Raw genomic sequence first — 17,148 nt, 5'->3', positions numbered from 1 at the left:
GTCAGGCCGCCTTCCTCTTGGCGTCCATGACCTCGGCCAGCGGGGCGACGCGCACACCGGCGGAGACGAGCTCCGAGCGGATCAGACGGGCAAGTTCCACCGCACCGGGGTTATCCCCGTGGAGGAGGACGGTGTCGACATCGATATCCATGTCCACGCCGTTGGCGCAGCGGATCTTGCCTTCGACAACCATGCGCAGGGTCCGCTCCACGATCTCTGCCGGTTCGTGCAAGACGGCGCCCGGCTGGCTCCGGGGAACCAACGTGCCGTCTTCCTGATAGCCACGGTCCACGATGCCAACGATTGCCACGTCCAGTCCCGCGTTGCGCGCTGCCCTGGCCAGTTCGCCTTCTTGCGCCACCACGATGAGCTCGTTGTCCACAGAGGCAGCGGCTTCCGCCACGGCCTGTGCATAGTCGGCGCGGACGGCCACGAGGTTGCCCAGCCGGCCGTGAGGAGCAATGTGGGTGACCTTGGTGCCTTGGAAGGCGGCAAAGCCATTCAGGGCGCCGAGCTGGTAGAGCACATCGTTCTGTACTTCCTGAGCACTCAGGGCCCATGTCACGGCGACCAAAGCCACGCAGGTCCGGGAAGCTCGGGTGGGCGCCGATGCCTACGCCGCGGCGAACGCATTCAGCAACAGTGGAGGCCATGATGTCGGGATCACCGGCGTGGAACCCGCATGCGATATTGGCGCTTGTAACGATCTCCAGGAGCTCGGAATCGTCGCCAATGGTGTAGGCGCCGAATCCCTCTCCAAGATCCGCTACAAGATCAATTGTCGGGTTCACGTGGTTCTCTTTCCGTGGTTTTGCATTCAAGTCCAGGAAGGGCATAAATAATCCGCTCGAGGATTAGTTGAATTCCCGGTAAATGTCTGACGCTTATGGATTCCAAAGCGTTGCCTGAAGTTCTTTCCAAAAGTCTCGCACCGGTCAACCACGTTGCACAAAGACCTAATAGCTATCCCGTGATAGCTCTCCGTTATGACCTGCACCACCCTGTACTGTGGCAGGGGTCCCAGTGCTGCCCCGGATAGAATTTCCTTATGGCATGCCACCCGGGGACGTGGCTCTCTAGGAAGGCAGATCATGGACACACGAAAGCTTTCATACTTCGTGCAGATCGTTGATTCGGGAAGCATTACCAAGGCCGCCGCCGCCCTGCACGTTGCCCAGCCTGCTCTCAGCCAGCAAGTATCCGCACTGGAGAACGACCTCAAGCAGCGGCTCCTGATCCGGAGCAAGCAAGGTGTTGAGCCGACCGCAGCCGGGCATACGCTATACCGCCATGCCCAGTCGATCCTGCGCCTGGTTGAGCAGGGCCCGGCAGGACGTTGCCACCTCCGGAGCTGCACCCTCCGGCAGGGTCTCCATCGCGATCGCGCCCTACAGCATGGCTTCCAGCCTGACGCCCCAGATCATCAGGGAAGTAGGACGGCGTTACCCGGATATCGTGGTCCACCTGACAGAGATTTTTGGCGGCGTGTTGAGCGAAGCCATCAAGAACGGCCGCCTCGACATGGCCCTCATCTACGAGCCCGGGAAGATCCGAGGGGTTCAGTTCACCACCATGATTATTGAGGACCTGCATCTGGTGGTGCACCCGGACGTGGACCTCGCCCTCGGCAAAGACGGCAAGGACACCATCACGCTCGCAGAAGCGAGCACGGTGGGACTCTTCCTTCCGGAGAAGAACCACACCCTTCGGCAGCTCATTGAGAAGGGCCTGGCCGACCAGGACCTGCCGCTCCGCCTGGTGGGGGAAGTGGAGTCTGTCCCTTCGCTGATCCGGCTTATCCGAGCGAACCTGGGCGGCACTGTCCTACCCAAATCCGCTGCCGATGCCCTCTTCCCGGACCAGGACTTCAAGGTGCTGCGGATCGTGGAACCCGGCCTGCAGAGCAAGATTGCCCTCTGCACACCGGACCACGAGCCGCTCTCCGAAGCTGCCTCGGCCGTGCTCCTGGTGGTCAAGGAGATGCTGCACCAACAACTGATCAACAAGTATGGAACCGACCCCGTGCAGCTACCGGCCCATCCATAACAAAGCCTTATCCGGACAGTCAGCTTTGGTCTTATTCAATGCCGTTTTAATTTCCTACTATCGAATTAGCAAGAAATTCGAAAGCAGCTCACGGATTCCGCGGGCAAGTTCAAAGGAATAAACGGTGAAAAAGATCAGCACGGCCGGATGGGTTTCCAATCCAACCCGCGGAACGATGAGCGCACGAACCGGATTTCACTGCCCACGGAATGGTTTTTGGCGTCCGATCGGTGGCATTGGTGAACCATTGTTCGTCTTCGAAGGAAGCCTGATGCCCGCCCACGCCGGCAACAGCATCGAATGGCACCTCGTGGACACCCGCCCCGGACACTCCGGACTTGACTGACCCACCGGTCCCAAGCCTCCCGCGAAACCCGGCCAGCCGCCGTCGTACATCAACAAAAGCCGTAGCACCTTAAGGCGCCCTGCCACTGGCAAGGCGCCTCTACCATGCCCAAAAAACCACCCAAAAAGGCACGCCAAAGGGCCGGCCGCAACGCCTTCCAAGACGCGCGACCGGCCCTGTGCGGACGGTTAGTCTTCGACCAGGAGGCCCTTCTCCTTGAGCTTCTCCGCCAGGCCGCAGAGCTCGATGGTGTTGCCGCCGTCGTGGTACAGCTTGATGAGTTCGCGCTCGTGGTCGTCGCGGGGCCCTGGGACAGTGCAATGACTTCCTCGGCCTCCTCACGACGGATAACCACCACGCCGTCGGCGTCACCGCGGAGGATGTCGCCGGGGTAGATGATTTCGTCGCCGAAGACGATGGGGTGGTTGATCGGGCCGAGGGTTTCCTTGACTGTGCCCTTGATGCTGACGCTGCCGGAGAACACGGGCAGGCCGAGTTCGATCAGGTCCTGGGTGTCGCGCACGCCGGAATCGGTGACCATCGCGGCGATGCCCTTGGCCTTCATGGCGTTGCCCAGGACGTCGCCGAACGTGCCGGCCTCGGTCATTTCCTGCGCCCCCACCAGGACGACGTCGCCTGCCTGGGCGTAGTGGATGGCGACCTGAAGCATGAGGTTGTCCTGCGGCGCACAAGCGACAGTAACGGCCGGGCCGCAGAAAGACATGGAACGGTCGATCGGTTTGATCCTGGAACTCAACGCGCCGCGGCGGCCCTGTGCTTCATGGATGGTCGCTGAGGAAAAGGCAGCGAGGCGGCTGACGACGTCGGCATCAGGGCGCTCGAACTTGGTCTTAACGTGGATCATTTGAGGGATCTTTCTGTGGGGCCTGGGACAGGGCGTTGACGGCGTCGCGGATTGAGTCCACGCCGGCGTTGATGGTCTCCAGCGAGGTGGCGAAGGAGATCCGGAAGTAAGGGCCCAAGCCGTAGGCCGAGCCCTGGATGACGGCCACGCGGGCCGCGTCCAGCAGGTAGAGCGTGAAGTCCTGGTCGTTCTCGATGACCTTGCCATCGGGTGCGGTTTTGCCGATAACGCCGCTGCAGTTCACGTACGCGTAGAAGGCGCCTTCCGCTGGAGCGACGGACAGTCCGTTGATGGCGTTGAGACCTTCGACGGCGGCGTCCCGGCGCTTGCGATACACCTCCACGCTGTCGCGGACGAAGGACTGGTCGCCGTTCAGCGCCGCTGCTGCGGCAGCCTGGCTGATGGACGAGGGGCACGAGGATGTCTGCGATTGCAGCTTGTTCATTGCCGCGATCAAGGGCGCCGGACCCACACCGTAGCCGAGTCGCCAGCCAGTCATGGCATACGCCTTGGAGACTCCATTGACCAGCAGGATGCGGTCCTTGAGCGCCGGTGCGGCGGTGACCAGGCTGGTGACGCGGCCATCGCCGAAGTGGATTTCGTCGTAGATCTCGTCGGTGAGAATGAAGACGTGCGGGTGCTCCTCAAGGACCGCCCCCAGTGCCCGCAGTTCCTCGCGTGAGTAAACGGCGCCGGTCGGGTTGGATGGCGCGTTGAGGATGAGCCATTTGGTCTTGGGGGTGATGGCCTGTTCCAGGGCAGCCGGTGTCAGCTTGAAGTCTTTGTCTTCGCCGCAAGGGACGATCACAGGCGTGCCGTCGTTGGCGAGGACCATATCAGGGTAGGAAACCCAGTACGGCGCGGGGACGATCACTTCGTCGCCTTCGTTGAGCGAGGCCATCAGGGCAACGTAGAGAACCTGCTTGGCACCGCCGCCGATGGTCAGCTGATTGGGCTCATAGTGATGCCCGGTGTAGTTCTCGATCTTGCGGAGGATCGCGGTCTGCAGCTCGGGCGTACCGGTCACCGAGGTGTACTTGGTCTCGCCGGCGTTGATCGCTTCGATGGCGGCAGCCTTGATGTGCTCCGGGGTATCGAAGTCCGGTTCGCCGACGGTCAGGTCGATGATCGGGATGCCTTCAGCTTTCAGTTCGCGGACCCGGGCGGCGGCGGCGACGCTCGCTGAGGTCTTGATGCGGGTGACCCTCGACGCCGGCACGTAGTCGGACATGTCTCCTCCAGGAATGTGGAACTCAGGACGCGCGGATTCGCGCATCCCCTTTTTCGAGACTAGGGATCCGCGGGCGCTGTGGATAAGACCTAATGTGCGTGGATCAATAAGGGACTCTTATGACGCGCTTCCATGCACTTTGCTTATGGGTTCACGCGGTATTGGTATTTCCTCCCGCGGCTGAAGGATGCCTAGATTCATAGCTCAGAAGTGTTCGCCACTCGTCGGAAAGGAGCCCATGCGAGCCGCAACCGTTTCCGTTCAAGCCCGGTCAGCTACCGGCCGCTACACCTACCGGGCCAAGGCGTCACGGTCAGAAGCCCCGTCTCATGCAGCGGCCAAAGGTGAGCGCGCCAGGCTCGCCCATGCACTTGCAGCGCATCGCCAGCTCCTGTCCCATGCTTCCAGCGCCATCAGGACCCTGACCGCGGCGCGGAACGACATGATCGCCCAAGCCTTGGAAGACGGGCTGACCTTGACCACAGTTGCCGCAGTCACCGGGGAGAACCTGCGGACTGTCCGGACCATCGGTTTGGCTTATGACGACCTCCACGCGAGCGGAGTCCCCCGCGATGCGCACGTGGCCAGGTTGAAGGCCAAGAGTGACGAGTTGAAAGCAGCTGGACTACATCGTGACGGGATCACGGAGGCACGCGAGGCCCTGATCGTCATGGCTCTCCGCACCCAGGTTTTCGATGACCTCGAACTCGCCTCGTTGACCGCGCTCACTCCTGACCACATCCGACGGGCATCCCGGGGCCTTGCGCGGTCGGCGTAGCGCGACGCTCCGTCGGAGTCCCACTGCCGGCCCGGCTAACTGGGACGGAACCTAAGCGCCCATCGTTGAACCCACGAGTCGTGGAGGGTAGAACGGAGGCATGACCGACGTGAACTCCTGGATGAGCCAATATATCCGCGCGTGGACCTCGAATGAGCCCGATGACATCCGGGCATTGTTCACTGAGGACGCCATCTACTACGACAAGCCGAACACTGAATCACCGTGGAACGGCCATGAAGAAATCGTGAAAGCATGGTTGGACGCCGGCGACACGCCCGATGATTGGACCTTCGAGTGGACGCTCCTTGGCCAGGATGGTGACACGGCTTTCGTCCAGGCCGTGACCACCTACCTCAACGGCGAGCCTACCTACGACAACCTTTGGGTCATCCGCTTTGCCCAGGATGGTCGTGCGCGCGAATTCACCGAGTGGTACATGGCCAGGAAGGAATCAACGCCGGACACCGAGCCCGACAGTACAACCGGGGAAGTGGCTCAGTAGCTGTCGCGCTCCGCCGTTTCGGACACAGGAATGAACGTCGAGGCGAACCCTTCCGAGGCGCGGGCCAGAACAGCAACATCGGCGCCCACCAGCACAAAGGAGGCACCGGCGTCGAGATAGGCGCGGGCGGTGGACTCATTGAAGGCATTGACGCCGGCTGGTTTGCCGGCCGCTTTGGCGGCTTCGAGGCAATGCTCGACGACGGCCCCTCACCAAGGGATTTTCCTGCTGTCCCAGCAAACCCATGGAGGCCGCGAGGTCCGAGGGGCCAAGGAAGATGCCGTCCACGCCGTCGACAGACAGGATTTCCTCCACAGCCGAAGCCGCTGCCTCGGATTCAATCTGAACTGTGAGGCTGATCGATTCTGAAGCAGCAGCAAGGTAGTCGGGAACACGGTTCCAGCGTGACGCCCTGGCCAAAGCAGAACCCACACCACGTACACCCAGCGGCGGATAGCGGACGGCTGCCACTGCGGAAGCGGCTTCGAACGCAGAATTCACCATGGGAATCAGGAGATTCTGCACTCCGAGGTCAAGGTATTGCTTGATGACCACGGTGTCGTTGACCGGCGGCCGGACCATGGCCTGCACGGGGTAGCCACTCACGGCATGGAGTTGCGCAAGAATCGATTCGAGGCCATTGGGACTGTGCTCGGCGTCGATCAACAGCCAGTCCAGCCCGGATCCCGCACACACCTCAGCCACCAATGGGCTACCGGAACAAACCCACATGCCAGCCAACGGACGGCCAGCCTCTGAGAGGGCCGAATAGAAGGTGGGGCTCAGTCGAAATTGCATGTCACGACTCCCAACGGTCCGTAGTCCGCGTGCACGGTATCACCTTTGTACACCCACAAGGGCCGGGTAAACGAGCCCGCAAGAATAATATCTCCGGCCTTCATTGAGTCCCCGTGCGCGGCGATTTTGTTGGCCAGCCAGTGCACCCCGTTGGCGGGATGATCCAGCACTCCGGCGGCTACTCCGGTCTCTTCCACGGTCTGGTTTTTGTAGAGAATCGCAGAGACCCAGCGGAGATCGACGGCGTCGGGACGCACTGGTCGGCCACCTATCACCATGGCCCCCATAGCTGCATTGTCCGAGATGGTGTCCACGATGGTCCGGCCCTCCATTTCGATCCTGGAGTCCAGGATTTCGAGGGCCGGAACCACGTAGTCGGTGGCATTGAGGACATCGAAAATCGTGCAACCAGGCCCTTTGAGCCCGTCCTTCAGCACGAAGGCGAGCTCCACCTCCACCCGGGGGTGCGTGTACTGGTCCCATTGCACGGAGCAGCCGGTTTCCAGCACCATGTCATCGAAGATCGCCCCGTAATCCGGTTCGGTGATGCCTGTGGCTGCCTGCATGGCTTTGGACGTGAGGCCGATCTTCCGCCCCACCAACGTGCGACCGGCTTCCTCGTTCCGTCGACGCCACAGCTGTTGAACGGCGTAGGAATCCTCGACCGTCATGTCAGGGTAGCGGGCGGTGAGGCGCGCAACCGGCTTGCGGTTCCGGCCGGCTTCGAGCAGTTCGTCGGCAATTGCTTCGATCGTCTTCGCGTCCATCATGGTTTAGACCTGCGCCCCCAGCTTGAAGCCTTCAGCGGCCCTCACCGGCCGCGCCTTCCGGCCGGGTGTAGGAGAAGCCGTCGGCGCCGACCGTGACAGCCATTTCGGATTTCTCTTCGCGTTCGATGACGGGCTGGGGTTTGCCGTCCAGGTCCAGGACCAGGGAGGCTTCGGTGTACCAGGACGGGACGACGGGGTTGCCCCACCAGTCGCGGCGCTGGTTGTCATGGACGTCCCAGGTGACGGTGGGGTTGTCCGGATCACCGGTGTAGTAGTCCTGGGTGTAGATCTCCACACGGTGACCGTCCGGGTCCAGGATGTAGAGGTAGAACGCGTTGGACACGCCGTGGCGTCCGGGTCCACGTTCGATGCGGTCGGAGATGCGCAGGGCGCCCATCTTGTCGCAGATCTGGATGATGTTGTGCTTCTCGTGCGTGGAGAACGCGATGTGGTGCAGGCGGGGGCCGTTGCCGCCCGTCAACGCAGTGTCGTGCACGGTCTGCTTCCGGTGCATCCACGCGGCGTAAGTGACGCCGTCGGAGTCCTTGATGTCTTCCGAGACACGGAAGCCGAGGTCTTCGAGGTACTTGCGGCCGCGCGGGACGTCCGGGGTGACCTGGTTGAAGTGGTCCAGGCGGACCAGTTCGCCGGCGGAGTAGAGGTCGTAGCGCTGGGTGAGGCGCTCCACGTGCTCAACGTCGTAGAAGAACTCGTACGGGAAGCCCAGCGGGTCCTCCACGCGGACGGAGTCGCCAACGCCTTTGGTGAAGCCTTCCTTGCGGCGCTCCACCCGGCAACCGAGTTCGCGGTAGTACGCTTCGGCGGCGTCCACCTCGGCCGGGGACTTCACGCGGTACGCGAAGGCAGCAGCAGCGGCAACCGGGCCCTTGCGGAGGACCAGGTTGTGGTGGATGAACTCCTCGAAGGAGCGCAGGTAGATGGCGTTCTCGTCTTCCTCGGTGACGTGCAGGCCGAGCAGGTCGACGTAGAACGCGCGGGACTTGGCGAGGTCCGTGACCACGAGTTCGAGGTAGGCGCAGCGGACGATGTCCGGAGCCGGGACTGACGGTGTGGGGATGGGGCCGGTGAAGGGGTTGCTCATGATGGTCTCTCTTCGTTGAAAGGGGTGGTTGTGGGGACCCAACTGAGTCGCAGTAGATGCACGTTTTGAGCGTTCAAAACGCGCACTATTGCGACCTAGTTGGGTACTAGGCGCCGAACTTGGGCGTATGAACGGAGCCGAGCGTGATGTGCACAGCCTGCTGGTCGGTATAGAAATCGATCGAGCGGTAGCCGCCCTCGTGGCCCAGTCCCGAAGCTTTGACGCCACCGAACGGGGTACGGAGGTCGCGGACGTTGTGGCTGTTCAGCCACACCATGCCGGCTTCCACGTTCTGCGAGAAGTTGTGGGCCCGGGTCAGGTTCTGCGTCCAGATGTAGGCCGCCAGGCCGTACTTCGTGTTGTTCGCCAAGGCGAGGGCTTCGTCGTCGTTCTCGAACGGCGTGATGGCCACGACGGGACCGAAGATCTCCTCCTGGAAGATCCGCGCATCAGGCGCGACGTCGGCAAACACCGTGGGTGCGATGTAGTTGCCTTCGGGCAGGTGGTCGGGTCGTCCGCCGCCGGCCAGGAGCCGACCTTCGGACTTGCCGATCTCCACGTACGAGGCCACCTTTTCGTAGTGCTCCGGGTGGACCAGCGCGCCGACCTGGGTCTTGGGATCGTGCGGGTCACCCACCACGATGTTCTTGGCACGGGCGGCGTACTTTTCGCAGAATTCGTCGTAGATGGCCCGTTCGACGAGGATGCGGGAGCCGGCCGTGCAGCGTTCGCCGTTGAGGGAGAACACACCGAACAAGGCGGAGTCGATGGCAGCGTCCAGGTCGGCGTCAGCAAAGACGACGCACGGGGACTTACCCCCGAGCTCCATGGACAGGCCCTTGAGGTTTGCTGCGGCGTTGCGGAAGATCGTCTGTCCCGTGGTGGTCTCGCCCGTGAAGGAGATCAGCGGTACGTCCGGGTGCTTCACCAGGGCGTCACCGGCTTCTTCGCCCAGGCCGTTGACCAGGTTGAACACGCCATCGGGCAGGCCCGCGTCCTTGAAAATGGTGGCCCACAGAGACGCGGACAAAGGCGTGAACTCGGCAGGCTTCAACACAACGGTGTTGCCGGTGGCCAGGGCCGGGGCGAGTTTCCAGGACTCGAGCATGAACGGAGTGTTCCACGGGGTGATCAGGCCGGCGACGCCGATCGGCTTGCGGTTCACATAGTTGATCTGCGAGCCGGGGACCTTCATGGCGTCGTCGAACTGTGCCACGATCAGGTCCGCGAAGAAGCGGAAGTTCTCGGCTGAACGCAACGCCTGGCCCTTCGCCTGCGTGATCGGCAGGCCCGTATCAAACGTCTCCAGCTCCGCGAGGCGCTCTTCCTGGGCCTCCACGGCGTCGGCGATCCTGTTCAGCACACGGGCACGTTCGCGCGGCTTCATCCTCGGCCACGGACCGTTGACGAACGCTTCGCGCGCGGCGGCGACGGCAAGGTCGATGTCTTCCTTCTGACCAGCCGCAGCAGTGGCGTAGTTCTGGTTGGACACCGGGTCCAGGACATCGAAGGTCTTGCCCGACACCGAGTCAACGAACTCACCGTTGATGAAGTGCTGGATGTGCGTGGGCAGGTTCTCGGGTACGTAATGCTTTGCTGTTGTTTCTACAGGGGTCGTCATCGTTGTCTTCCTCTTTCATCCAACGCGGGGTCACTTATGGCCCATGTGCGGTGCGTTTATGGGCCGTAAGTGACCCCGGGTTGCTTTTAGTTGGTGGTGGCCAGGTATGCGTCGAGGGTGGCGGCGCGGTGTCGTCGGGCTGCTTTTTCGATCGTGTCTGCGTCCGCTCCTGTTTCGATGAGCTGGAGCAGCGCCTCGTGTTCGCGCACCGATTCCTGGGCGCGGCCGGGAACGAAGCGGAACGTGGAGGACCTCAGGGAGGCCAGCCGGTTCCATCCACGATGTACCAGGTCCAGGATGTGCGGATTGGGGCAATGCTCAAACAAGACACTGTGGAAGTCCTGGTTCAAAGCAGTGAAACGAACCGGATCGAAGTGCTCCAGACATTCCCGCATTTCCTCGTTCACGGCGCGGGGCCCCGGGCGATCGCAACGGAATCAATCAACGGTGCGGACAACGCGGTAGCCGCACCCTCCACGATGCTTAGGGTCTGCATGGTGTACAGGTACTCGGTGGGATCAATTCCGGAGACGGTGGCGCCAACGTTCCGCTCGAACTTCACCAGGCCTTCGGCTTCCAAACGGCGGATCGCTTCCCGCACGGGGACCACGCTGAAGCCCAGGTCCTCGGCAATCTTCGCGAGCACCAGCCGGTAACCCGGCGTGTAGACGCCTTCCACGATCCTGGCCTTGACGGCGTCATACGCCTGTTGCGACTTGCTTTGGGCAGCGGCGCTTTCGACGGCGGTTTCAGTCACCTTGGGCTCCTTCCGGGACTTGTCGGCTCTGCCAGTCAACCCATTTCTCGTAGCGTGCCTGCCATTCCTTGTTCATCGGGTAAAGCCCATCCACGCTGTTCCCTTCCTTGACCATCTGGAAGATGAAAGCCTCTTCCTGCTCTTGTCTGATGCAGTCATCCACCAGTTCCTCGGCGATGGCTGGCGGGATCACCAGGATGCCGTCCGAATCGGCAACGATGATGTCGCCGGGCTGCACCGTGGCTCCGCCGCAGGCAATGGTGATGTCCGTATCCCAGGGAATGTGCCGGCGACCCAGGACTGCCGGATGCGGGTTCGCGAAATACGTTGGCATCTCCAGCTCGGCCACTGCTGAGTAGTCGCGGACCCCACCGTCGGTGATGATCGCAGCGGCCCCCCGCACCTGGGCACGCAGCGCCAGGATGTCGCCAACCGTGCCGGTGCCCTTCTCCCCGCGGGCCTCCATCACGAGGATTTCGCCTTCGTTCACGGAATCAATCGCGCGTTTCTGTGCATTGAATCCGCCGCCGTGGGTCTTGAACAGATCCTCGCGGTTGGGCACATAGCGGAGGGTCCGGGCGAGGCCCACCACTTTGCGGTCCGGGCGTGTAGCCTGCAGGCCGTCGATGCTTACGTTGTTCAGTCCGCGCTTGCGGAGCTGCGAAGAAAGCGTGGCCGTTGCGACGCTTTCCAGCTTCGCCTTCAGCTCGGGCGTCAGGACGGAGACGTCAGCAGGGAGCCCCGCAGCTTCACGGGATCCGTATGCCTCTTCCCGCTGGGTGTCATCAGTCTTGGGCTTGGCACCAAAGTCCCCGAACGGCGTCGTACCTTCCGTTACTTTGGTGGTCAGGCGGCCGCTGGTGAAGCTACCGCCACTGACCTCAACCTCGACGACGTCACCCGGCTTGGCCACCGAAGCCCCGGCCGGGGTTCCGGTGAGGATGATGTCGCCCTCTTCGAGCGTGAGCAGCTGGGAGAGGTCCGCGACGAGTTGGGCGAAGGGGAAGAGCAAGTCTTCGGTGGTGTCGTCCTGGACGAGGTCGCCGTTGTGCCAGGTGCGGATCCGCAGGGCCGCGGGATCGACCGCGTCGGCCGGGATCAGCGCGGGACCCACGGGCGTGAACCCGTCGCCTCCCTTTGACCGGACGTTGGAGCCCTTGTCCGCATAACGGAGGTCGTAGACACCCAGATCGTTGGAAGCGGTCACCCACTCGACGTGGCTCCAGGCGTCCTCGAGGCCAACGCGGCGTGCAGACTTGCCGATGACCAACGCAATCTCGCCCTCGTAGCCCAGCAGTTCACAGCCGACCGGACGTTCAACAGTGCCGGGAGCATCAGCGGAGCCGAGCGCCAGGGAAGTAGACGGCTTCAGGAAGTACGACGGCTGCCCGGGAGTACGCCCGCGCTGCGCTGCACGGCTGGGGTAGTTGATGTGGACGGCAATGACTTTGCGCGTACGGGCCAGCATGTCCTGGTTGACTTCCCCGGTCCGAAACTCCAGTGTCACGGCGCCTCCTCTTGTAAATATCTGATCGAACATCCATCAAGTACGAAATCGTATACGATAACTATTGCCTTAGAAGCGCAAGTCGTCAACCCCCTTTCCCAAACGCATTCATCCGGCCATAGTGGTTGTTTTGAGCCCCAGAGCAGTGGAAGGAAGTACGTGCCGGAAAAGAACGACCTCCAGTTGCTCAGGTTTGCCAACGGTTCCGAATGGGAGTCATGGCTCGCGGCGAACTACGAACAAAGGGCCGAAGCCTGGCTCGTGATCGGCAAGAAGAACGCTGGTGCCCAACTACTCAGCATTGGGGAGGCCCTGGACGGCGCCCTGTGTTTCGGCTGGATCGACGGGCAGCGCCAAGGCAATGACGACTCGACTTTCCTGCAGCGATACTCCCGGCGCCGGCCGCGAAGCTCATGGTCACAAGTGAACGTCGGCAAGGCGGAGGCGTTGATCGAATCCGGTCGCATGCATCCTGCGGGATTGGCTGAAATCGACGCCGCAAAGGCTGATGGCCGCTGGGAAGCTGCCTACGTTTCCCAGGCCAACGCGGAGGTTCCGGAAGACCTCGAGGCCGCCTTGGCCAGCAACCCAGCAGCCCGCGAAGCATTCGAAAGCCTCGGGAAGACGCAGCGTTACCTCATCATCCTGCAGTTGCTCAAGGCCCGCACGGCGGACTCACGAGCCAAGGCAATGGCACGTTCCCTTGGGAAGCTGGTGGGGGAAGCGTAATTTCTGCTGGATCGGCGCGCACATGACGACGCGGCCCTGCCAAATCATCCATCAAGAAATGCGTGCATCCCCTGCATGGACTCCCGTAGGGTACCCGCATGGACATCATCCTGGTACCCGGTTTCTGGTTGGACGCGTCATCATGGGCGGAGGTGACGCCGCCCCTTGTCGCAGCCGGGCACTCGGTTCACCCCATCACACTTCCCGGTCTGGAGTCCGTTGACGCGCCACGCGCCGGGATTGGCCTTCGCACACATATCGACGCCGTGGTGGACAAGGTGGATTCCATCGGCGGCGATGTGGTCCTGGTGGGCCATTCCGGCGGGGGCGTAATCATCCACGGCGTTGTCGACGCCCGTCCGGATCGCGTGGATCGGGCCATCTATGTGGACAGCGGGCCACTGGGTGAGGGCGGCGTGATCAACGACGAACTGCCCGACGACGGCGATGAAATCCCCCTCCCGCCCTGGGAAGGTTTTGAAGATGCGGATCTCATCGACCTGACTGACGACCTCAAGGAAGGTTTCCGTGCACGGGCCATCCCCGAACCGAAGGGCGTTGCCTTCGACCAACAACACCTTCACGATGTCCGGCGCTATGACGTCCCGGCCACCATCATCGCCTGCCAGTTCCCATCATCACTGCTTCAGGAGTGGATGGATGCCGGGCACCCGTTCACGGAGGAACTCGCGCGGATCCGGGACGTTGACTTCATCGACCTACCCACCGGACACTGGCCACAGTTCACCAAGCCACGCGAACTGGGCGAAGCCATCCTGGCGGCCGTCGAGCGCAAGAAATAGCGCTCGACGCCGGGATAAGCCTTTCGGGGCAGAGCCACCCCTGAAACGCCGAGATTCTGAGGCGTGCCCGTAATGCGTCAGGGCTTGGCGGGCGTGTTGGTCGCGGGCCCTTCGGGCGCTGCACCGCCTTCGTCCGTCCAATCGCTTCCCGTCTGATCGTCGAGTGCAGGATCGGATACTACGTCCGACCTGACCGGTGGCGTTGAGGTGGAAGCCGGAGCGGAAGCAGAAGCAGAAGAACCCGTGCTGGAGTTGCCTTGTTGCCCGGACTTTGTCTCCAGGATGCCCGGAAACATGGTCTCCGCCTTCTCCAGGAGCTTCTTGCCCGCGGCGTACAGATTGTCCAGGATGTCCGGGACTGATTCCTGGACGGTTTCCGTGGCGTGATGGACGTTCTCTTGAACCTCCGGGTTCTTCCAGACCTTTTGGGCGCCTCCGCGAACGCGCCGATACACCTCCGGCCAAGACTTGGACCCCCACACATAGCCAACAGCGATGCCAGCGGCGAACAATGCTTTCCCTTTCACAGGACCCACTCCTTTCGAGGTGCTATTCCTACGACACTAGTCCGGCCTTCACCCACTGTCACGTGTGCTTTCAAGGGCGGACGGTTAATGGACATTTGCTGAATTGAGAAAGAGGACTAAACTTTAATGCCAACCAGCGGAAATCCCGCAGGCTACAACCACATGGCAACCCGAGGAGTGAAAACCATGGGACTGGATGACAAGATCAAGAATGCCACGGAAGAAGCAACGGGCAAGGTCAAGGAAAAGACCGGCGAAGCCACTGGCGACCGGGACCTCCAGGCCGAGGGCATGGGCGACCAGGCGTCGGCCAATGTGAAGCAGGCTGGCGAGAAGGTCAAGGACGCCGCGAAGGACGCCTTCGGCGATAAGTAGCCGGATTTCACGGCCATACAACCCCGTCCAGGGGGCAAGGGGCCCGACCGGCAAAAATAGCAAGGTTACTTGCTGTTGTTCCCGGGACCAGCTAGCGTTGCTGTTGTAGTACTACGGTCCGACCCCTTGGACAGGAGTGCTTTTGGCTGCATTTAATAATTCATCGACGTTTGCAAAATAATGTCCCGCCCCATATTCCACTGGGCCTCTTGTGGCCCTGTTACAGCGCTTAGCCGCTGGAACTGACAACCGATGAACGGAACCGCTTCACCGAGTTCATGGAATTTCCATCAACAAGAAAGTAGGAGCAAAAATGGGTTTCTTTGGTTTTCTTTTGCTCGGCCTTTTGGCTGGGGCTATCGCAAAGCTTATTCTTCCGGGACGCCAGGGAGGCGGCTGGTTGGTCACCTTGCTGCTGGGCGTCGTCGGCGCCCTGTTGGGCGGCTGGATCGGCGGCCTGATCTTCGGCGAGGGCCTGACAGAATTCTTCGCCATTCGAACGTGGCTCCTGGCCATCGGCGGATCCATCATCGTTCTGCTGATCTACGGGCTGGCCACAGGAGGACGCCGGGCCCACCATGGCTGACGAAACCACGCCCAACACCAACCAGGACGACCTTGAGGGTCAATACGCAGAAGGTGATTACGGCGCTGCCGGAGCATCGCCTGAAGCCCTGAAAGAGGACGCCGGCGGGGACTACACCGCAGGTGACTACGCCGAGAAAACGGTCCCGTCTGCGGATGCGGAGCTCGACGAGCACAATACGGAGGACACGCCCGAGGACAGGCCGTTCTCGTCCGAGCCGGATGACGAAGCTTCCGGCTCGGGCCACCCTTAGGGCGCCTTCAAGAGTTTCAGCACCTCGTCAAGCGGCAAGACCCTCTGACGATATTCACGGGTAAGAACCCGGAGGACTGCTTCGGCAGCCTCCGGGTTCTCTGTTGCCACGGCTTCGGCCGCATAGATCACCCGAATGTTATGGGCGAAAGCGTCAGCAGCAGTCTGGGCAATGCAGTTGTGGGCCGAGACGCCGGCCAGAACCACAGTTTCGACACCCCAGTTCCTGAGGCGCATCCCCAAGTCCGTACCGAAGAACGCGCTGTCGCGGGTTTTGACCATCTGCGGGAAGTCGGCCGTCACCAGGCCTGGAACGAAATTGGCCTGCTCGCTTCCCCTGAAGATGAAGCCTTGGTTATCGTCCAGCATGTTCAGGCTCCACGTGGACTTGTCCCGCTCGTGCTGGGTAGCAACCAGGAGCACGTTTGCCCCTGCAGCGCGCGCTGCACTGGTCAATGAGTTGCACGCAGCAACAACTTCTTCCTGACGCCGCTTCAGGGCCGGTTCCTCAAAAAAGGCGTTCTGCATATCGATTACCAGCACAGCAATCATGCGGGCATACCCTTTCCAATCCTGGGTCAGAGACCCTTGCCGCCTGTCACCGGAAGCACAGCGCCTGAGATGTAGGACCCTTCGTCGGATGCGAGGAGCACATAGGCCGGTGCCAGCTCAGCAGGTTGTCCGGCACGGCCCAGCGGCGTGTCCTGGCCGAAGGTGGGAAGCTTGTCCGGCCACTCGGTGGCGGGGATCAACGGCGTCCAGATCGGGCCCGGGGCCACGGCGTTGACACGGATTCCCTTAGGCCCGAGTTCCTCTGCCATGGCTTTGGTGAATGCCACCTGGGCGGCCTTGGTCATGGCATAGTCCACTAGTTGGGCGGAAGGATTAAAGGCCTGGATAGACGCCGTGACGATGATCGACGCCCCCGGGCGCAGGTGCGGAATCGCAGCCTGTGCTGTCCAGATCAAGGAGTACAGGTTGGTTTTGAAGACCCGATCGAATTCCTCGGTAGGAATGGTCTCCAAACCCTCGCGGTTCTTTTGGTACGCGGCGTTCAGGACCACAACGTTGAGGCCGCCGAGCTCCTGCACTGTTCGCTCCACAATCTCAGCCGCAAACTTTTCGTCGCGCGCGTCGCCGGGCAGCAACAGTGCCTGCGCCCCGCACTCACGGATCCATTCCGCCGTCGACTTCGCGTCTTCTTCCTCCTCCGGAAGGTAGCTGATGGCCACATCCGCACCTTCACGGGCATACGCGATCGCTACTGCGGCTCCGATGCCTGAATCACCGCCGGTGATCAGGGCTTTCTTGCCCTGCAGGCGGCCGTGCCCCACATAGCTGGACTCCCCATGATCGGGCTGGGGGTTCAAGGGCTTGGTCAGGCCGGGCTGTTCTTGCTCCTGTTGGGGAAATTCGTCGGAGTGATATCCGCTGCGGGGATCCTTCGGGGCCGAGGTGAGGCGATGATCCCCGCTTCCTTGCTGTCCACTGTGGCTTGGGTCGGCTTGAGTCATGGTTCTGGCCTTTCTCAGATGTCTGATTCCCGGCTT

15 protein-coding genes and 6 pseudogenes are annotated in these 17,148 nt (G+C 61.9%); 9 read left to right on the top strand and 12 right to left on the bottom strand.

Going from position 1 to position 17,148, the window contains the following annotated elements:
- Position 1: 1 nt before the first annotated feature.
- Positions 2–791: pseudogene (locus LDP01_RS13730) on the bottom strand (LamB/YcsF family protein).
- A gap of 300 nt (positions 792–1,091) precedes the next feature.
- Here LDP01_RS13730 and LDP01_RS13725 point away from each other — a divergent pair.
- Both LDP01_RS13725 and LDP01_RS13720 read left to right on the top strand, forming a co-directional pair.
- Positions 1,092–2,046: pseudogene (locus LDP01_RS13725) on the top strand (LysR substrate-binding domain-containing protein).
- 124 nt (positions 2,047–2,170) lie between these two features.
- Entirely contained in the window at positions 2,171–2,392 is a 222-nt protein-coding gene (locus tag LDP01_RS13720; RefSeq protein ID WP_224093167.1) for a hypothetical protein, read from the top strand.
- Between the two features lie 188 nt (positions 2,393–2,580).
- On the opposite strand, the pseudogene LDP01_RS13715 reads toward LDP01_RS13720, so the two are convergent.
- Positions 2,581–3,257 (bottom strand): annotated as a pseudogene (locus LDP01_RS13715) (4-carboxy-4-hydroxy-2-oxoadipate aldolase/oxaloacetate decarboxylase).
- On the bottom strand, positions 3,244–4,488 hold the full coding sequence (locus LDP01_RS13710; protein WP_224093165.1) for an aspartate transaminase: 1,245 nt from the start codon (positions 4,486–4,488) through the stop codon (positions 3,244–3,246). The pseudogene LDP01_RS13715 and the gene LDP01_RS13710 overlap by 14 nt, the downstream one beginning before the upstream one ends.
- 238 nt (positions 4,489–4,726) lie before the next feature.
- Between LDP01_RS13710 and LDP01_RS13705 the strand changes: the two genes are divergently transcribed.
- Together LDP01_RS13705 and LDP01_RS13700 are read left to right on the top strand one after the other, a co-directional pair.
- Positions 4,727–5,266, top strand: a complete 540-nt coding sequence (locus tag LDP01_RS13705; protein WP_224093163.1) for a hypothetical protein — start codon at positions 4,727–4,729, stop codon at positions 5,264–5,266.
- A gap of 100 nt (positions 5,267–5,366) precedes the next feature.
- Complete coding sequence (locus LDP01_RS13700) at positions 5,367–5,771, top strand: nuclear transport factor 2 family protein (protein ID WP_224093161.1); 405 nt, start codon at positions 5,367–5,369, stop codon at positions 5,769–5,771.
- Here LDP01_RS13700 and LDP01_RS13695 read toward each other — a convergent pair.
- The 6 genes and pseudogenes from LDP01_RS13695 to LDP01_RS13670 all read right to left on the bottom strand — a co-directional run bounded on the left by LDP01_RS13695 (position 5,765) and on the right by LDP01_RS13670 (position 12,326).
- A pseudogene (locus LDP01_RS13695) lies at positions 5,765–6,569 on the bottom strand (aldolase/citrate lyase family protein). The gene LDP01_RS13700 and the pseudogene LDP01_RS13695 sit on opposite strands and share 7 nt — an antisense overlap.
- On the bottom strand, positions 6,554–7,339 hold the full coding sequence (gene hpaH, locus LDP01_RS13690) for a 2-oxo-hept-4-ene-1,7-dioate hydratase (RefSeq protein WP_224093159.1): 786 nt from the start codon (positions 7,337–7,339) through the stop codon (positions 6,554–6,556). Before hpaH ends, LDP01_RS13695 begins: the two are co-directional and overlap by 16 nt.
- Positions 7,340–7,342: 3 nt before the next feature.
- Positions 7,343–8,441, bottom strand: a pseudogene (gene hpaD, locus LDP01_RS13685) (3,4-dihydroxyphenylacetate 2,3-dioxygenase).
- A gap of 106 nt (positions 8,442–8,547) precedes the next feature.
- Positions 8,548–10,062, bottom strand: a complete 1,515-nt coding sequence (gene hpaE / locus LDP01_RS13680) for a 5-carboxymethyl-2-hydroxymuconate semialdehyde dehydrogenase (RefSeq protein WP_224093157.1) — start codon at positions 10,060–10,062, stop codon at positions 8,548–8,550.
- Between the two features lie 86 nt (positions 10,063–10,148).
- Positions 10,149–10,819 (bottom strand): annotated as a pseudogene (locus LDP01_RS13675) (GntR family transcriptional regulator).
- On the bottom strand, positions 10,812–12,326 hold the full coding sequence (locus LDP01_RS13670; protein ID WP_263433787.1) for a fumarylacetoacetate hydrolase family protein: 1,515 nt from the start codon (positions 12,324–12,326) through the stop codon (positions 10,812–10,814). The pseudogene LDP01_RS13675 and the gene LDP01_RS13670 overlap by 8 nt, the downstream one beginning before the upstream one ends.
- Before the next feature lie 159 nt (positions 12,327–12,485).
- Between LDP01_RS13670 and LDP01_RS13665 the strand changes: the two genes are divergently transcribed.
- Positions 12,486–13,055 (top strand): YdeI/OmpD-associated family protein, encoded by a 570-nt coding sequence (locus tag LDP01_RS13665; RefSeq protein ID WP_224093154.1) that lies wholly within the window; start codon positions 12,486–12,488, stop codon positions 13,053–13,055.
- 98 nt (positions 13,056–13,153) lie between these two features.
- Positions 13,154–13,858: an alpha/beta fold hydrolase gene (locus tag LDP01_RS13660; protein WP_224093152.1), complete on the top strand. Its 705-nt coding sequence runs from the start codon at positions 13,154–13,156 to the stop codon at positions 13,856–13,858.
- Between the two features lie 77 nt (positions 13,859–13,935).
- Here the strand turns inward: LDP01_RS13660 and LDP01_RS13655 are convergent, their stop codons facing one another.
- Positions 13,936–14,385, bottom strand: a complete 450-nt coding sequence (locus LDP01_RS13655; protein WP_224093150.1) for a hypothetical protein — start codon at positions 14,383–14,385, stop codon at positions 13,936–13,938.
- 186 nt (positions 14,386–14,571) lie between these two features.
- Between LDP01_RS13655 and LDP01_RS13650 the strand changes: the two genes are divergently transcribed.
- The 3 genes from LDP01_RS13650 to LDP01_RS13640 all read left to right on the top strand — a co-directional run bounded on the left by LDP01_RS13650 (position 14,572) and on the right by LDP01_RS13640 (position 15,599).
- Positions 14,572–14,760, top strand: a complete 189-nt coding sequence (locus tag LDP01_RS13650; protein ID WP_224093815.1) for a CsbD family protein — start codon at positions 14,572–14,574, stop codon at positions 14,758–14,760.
- Between the two features lie 313 nt (positions 14,761–15,073).
- Complete coding sequence (locus tag LDP01_RS13645; protein WP_224093148.1) at positions 15,074–15,346, top strand: GlsB/YeaQ/YmgE family stress response membrane protein; 273 nt, start codon at positions 15,074–15,076, stop codon at positions 15,344–15,346.
- Positions 15,339–15,599 carry a hypothetical protein gene (locus tag LDP01_RS13640; RefSeq protein ID WP_224093138.1) on the top strand — a complete coding sequence of 87 codons (261 nt, stop codon included), beginning with the start codon at positions 15,339–15,341 and terminating at the stop codon, positions 15,597–15,599. The genes LDP01_RS13645 and LDP01_RS13640 overlap by 8 nt, the downstream gene beginning before the upstream one ends.
- On the opposite strand, the gene LDP01_RS13635 is transcribed toward LDP01_RS13640, so the two are convergent.
- Positions 15,596–16,150, bottom strand: coding sequence for a cysteine hydrolase family protein (locus LDP01_RS13635; RefSeq protein ID WP_224093129.1), 555 nt, complete (start codon positions 16,148–16,150; stop codon positions 15,596–15,598). The genes LDP01_RS13640 and LDP01_RS13635 overlap by 4 nt on opposite strands.
- A 26-nt stretch (positions 16,151–16,176) precedes the next feature.
- Positions 16,177–17,112, bottom strand: a complete 936-nt coding sequence (locus tag LDP01_RS13630; protein WP_224093127.1) for an SDR family oxidoreductase — start codon at positions 17,110–17,112, stop codon at positions 16,177–16,179.
- Positions 17,113–17,148: the final 36 nt, after the last annotated feature.

This window comes from Arthrobacter sp. StoSoilB13, assembly GCF_019977255.1.
GTDB lineage: Bacteria > Actinomycetota > Actinomycetes > Actinomycetales > Micrococcaceae > Arthrobacter.
Note: the sequence above shows the minus strand (reverse complement) of the source record. Positions and strands in the feature narration are given on the sequence as shown.

Coding starts and splice junctions, on each gene's coding strand:
- LDP01_RS13710 (WP_224093165.1), bottom strand. CDS start 4,488: ATGTCCGACTACGTGCCGGCGTCGAGGGTCACCCGCATCAAGACCTCA.
- LDP01_RS13705 (WP_224093163.1), top strand. CDS start 4,727: ATGCGAGCCGCAACCGTTTCCGTTCAAGCCCGGTCAGCTACCGGCCGC.
- LDP01_RS13700 (WP_224093161.1), top strand. CDS start 5,367: ATGACCGACGTGAACTCCTGGATGAGCCAATATATCCGCGCGTGGACC.
- hpaH (WP_224093159.1), bottom strand. CDS start 7,339: ATGATGGACGCGAAGACGATCGAAGCAATTGCCGACGAACTGCTCGAA.
- hpaE (WP_224093157.1), bottom strand. CDS start 10,062: ATGACGACCCCTGTAGAAACAACAGCAAAGCATTACGTACCCGAGAAC.
- LDP01_RS13660 (WP_224093152.1), top strand. CDS start 13,154: ATGGACATCATCCTGGTACCCGGTTTCTGGTTGGACGCGTCATCATGG.
- LDP01_RS13650 (WP_224093815.1), top strand. CDS start 14,572: ATGGGACTGGATGACAAGATCAAGAATGCCACGGAAGAAGCAACGGGC.
- LDP01_RS13645 (WP_224093148.1), top strand. CDS start 15,074: ATGGGTTTCTTTGGTTTTCTTTTGCTCGGCCTTTTGGCTGGGGCTATC.
- LDP01_RS13640 (WP_224093138.1), top strand. CDS start 15,339: ATGGCTGACGAAACCACGCCCAACACCAACCAGGACGACCTTGAGGGT.
- LDP01_RS13635 (WP_224093129.1), bottom strand. CDS start 16,150: ATGATTGCTGTGCTGGTAATCGATATGCAGAACGCCTTTTTTGAGGAA.
- LDP01_RS13630 (WP_224093127.1), bottom strand. CDS start 17,112: ATGACTCAAGCCGACCCAAGCCACAGTGGACAGCAAGGAAGCGGGGAT.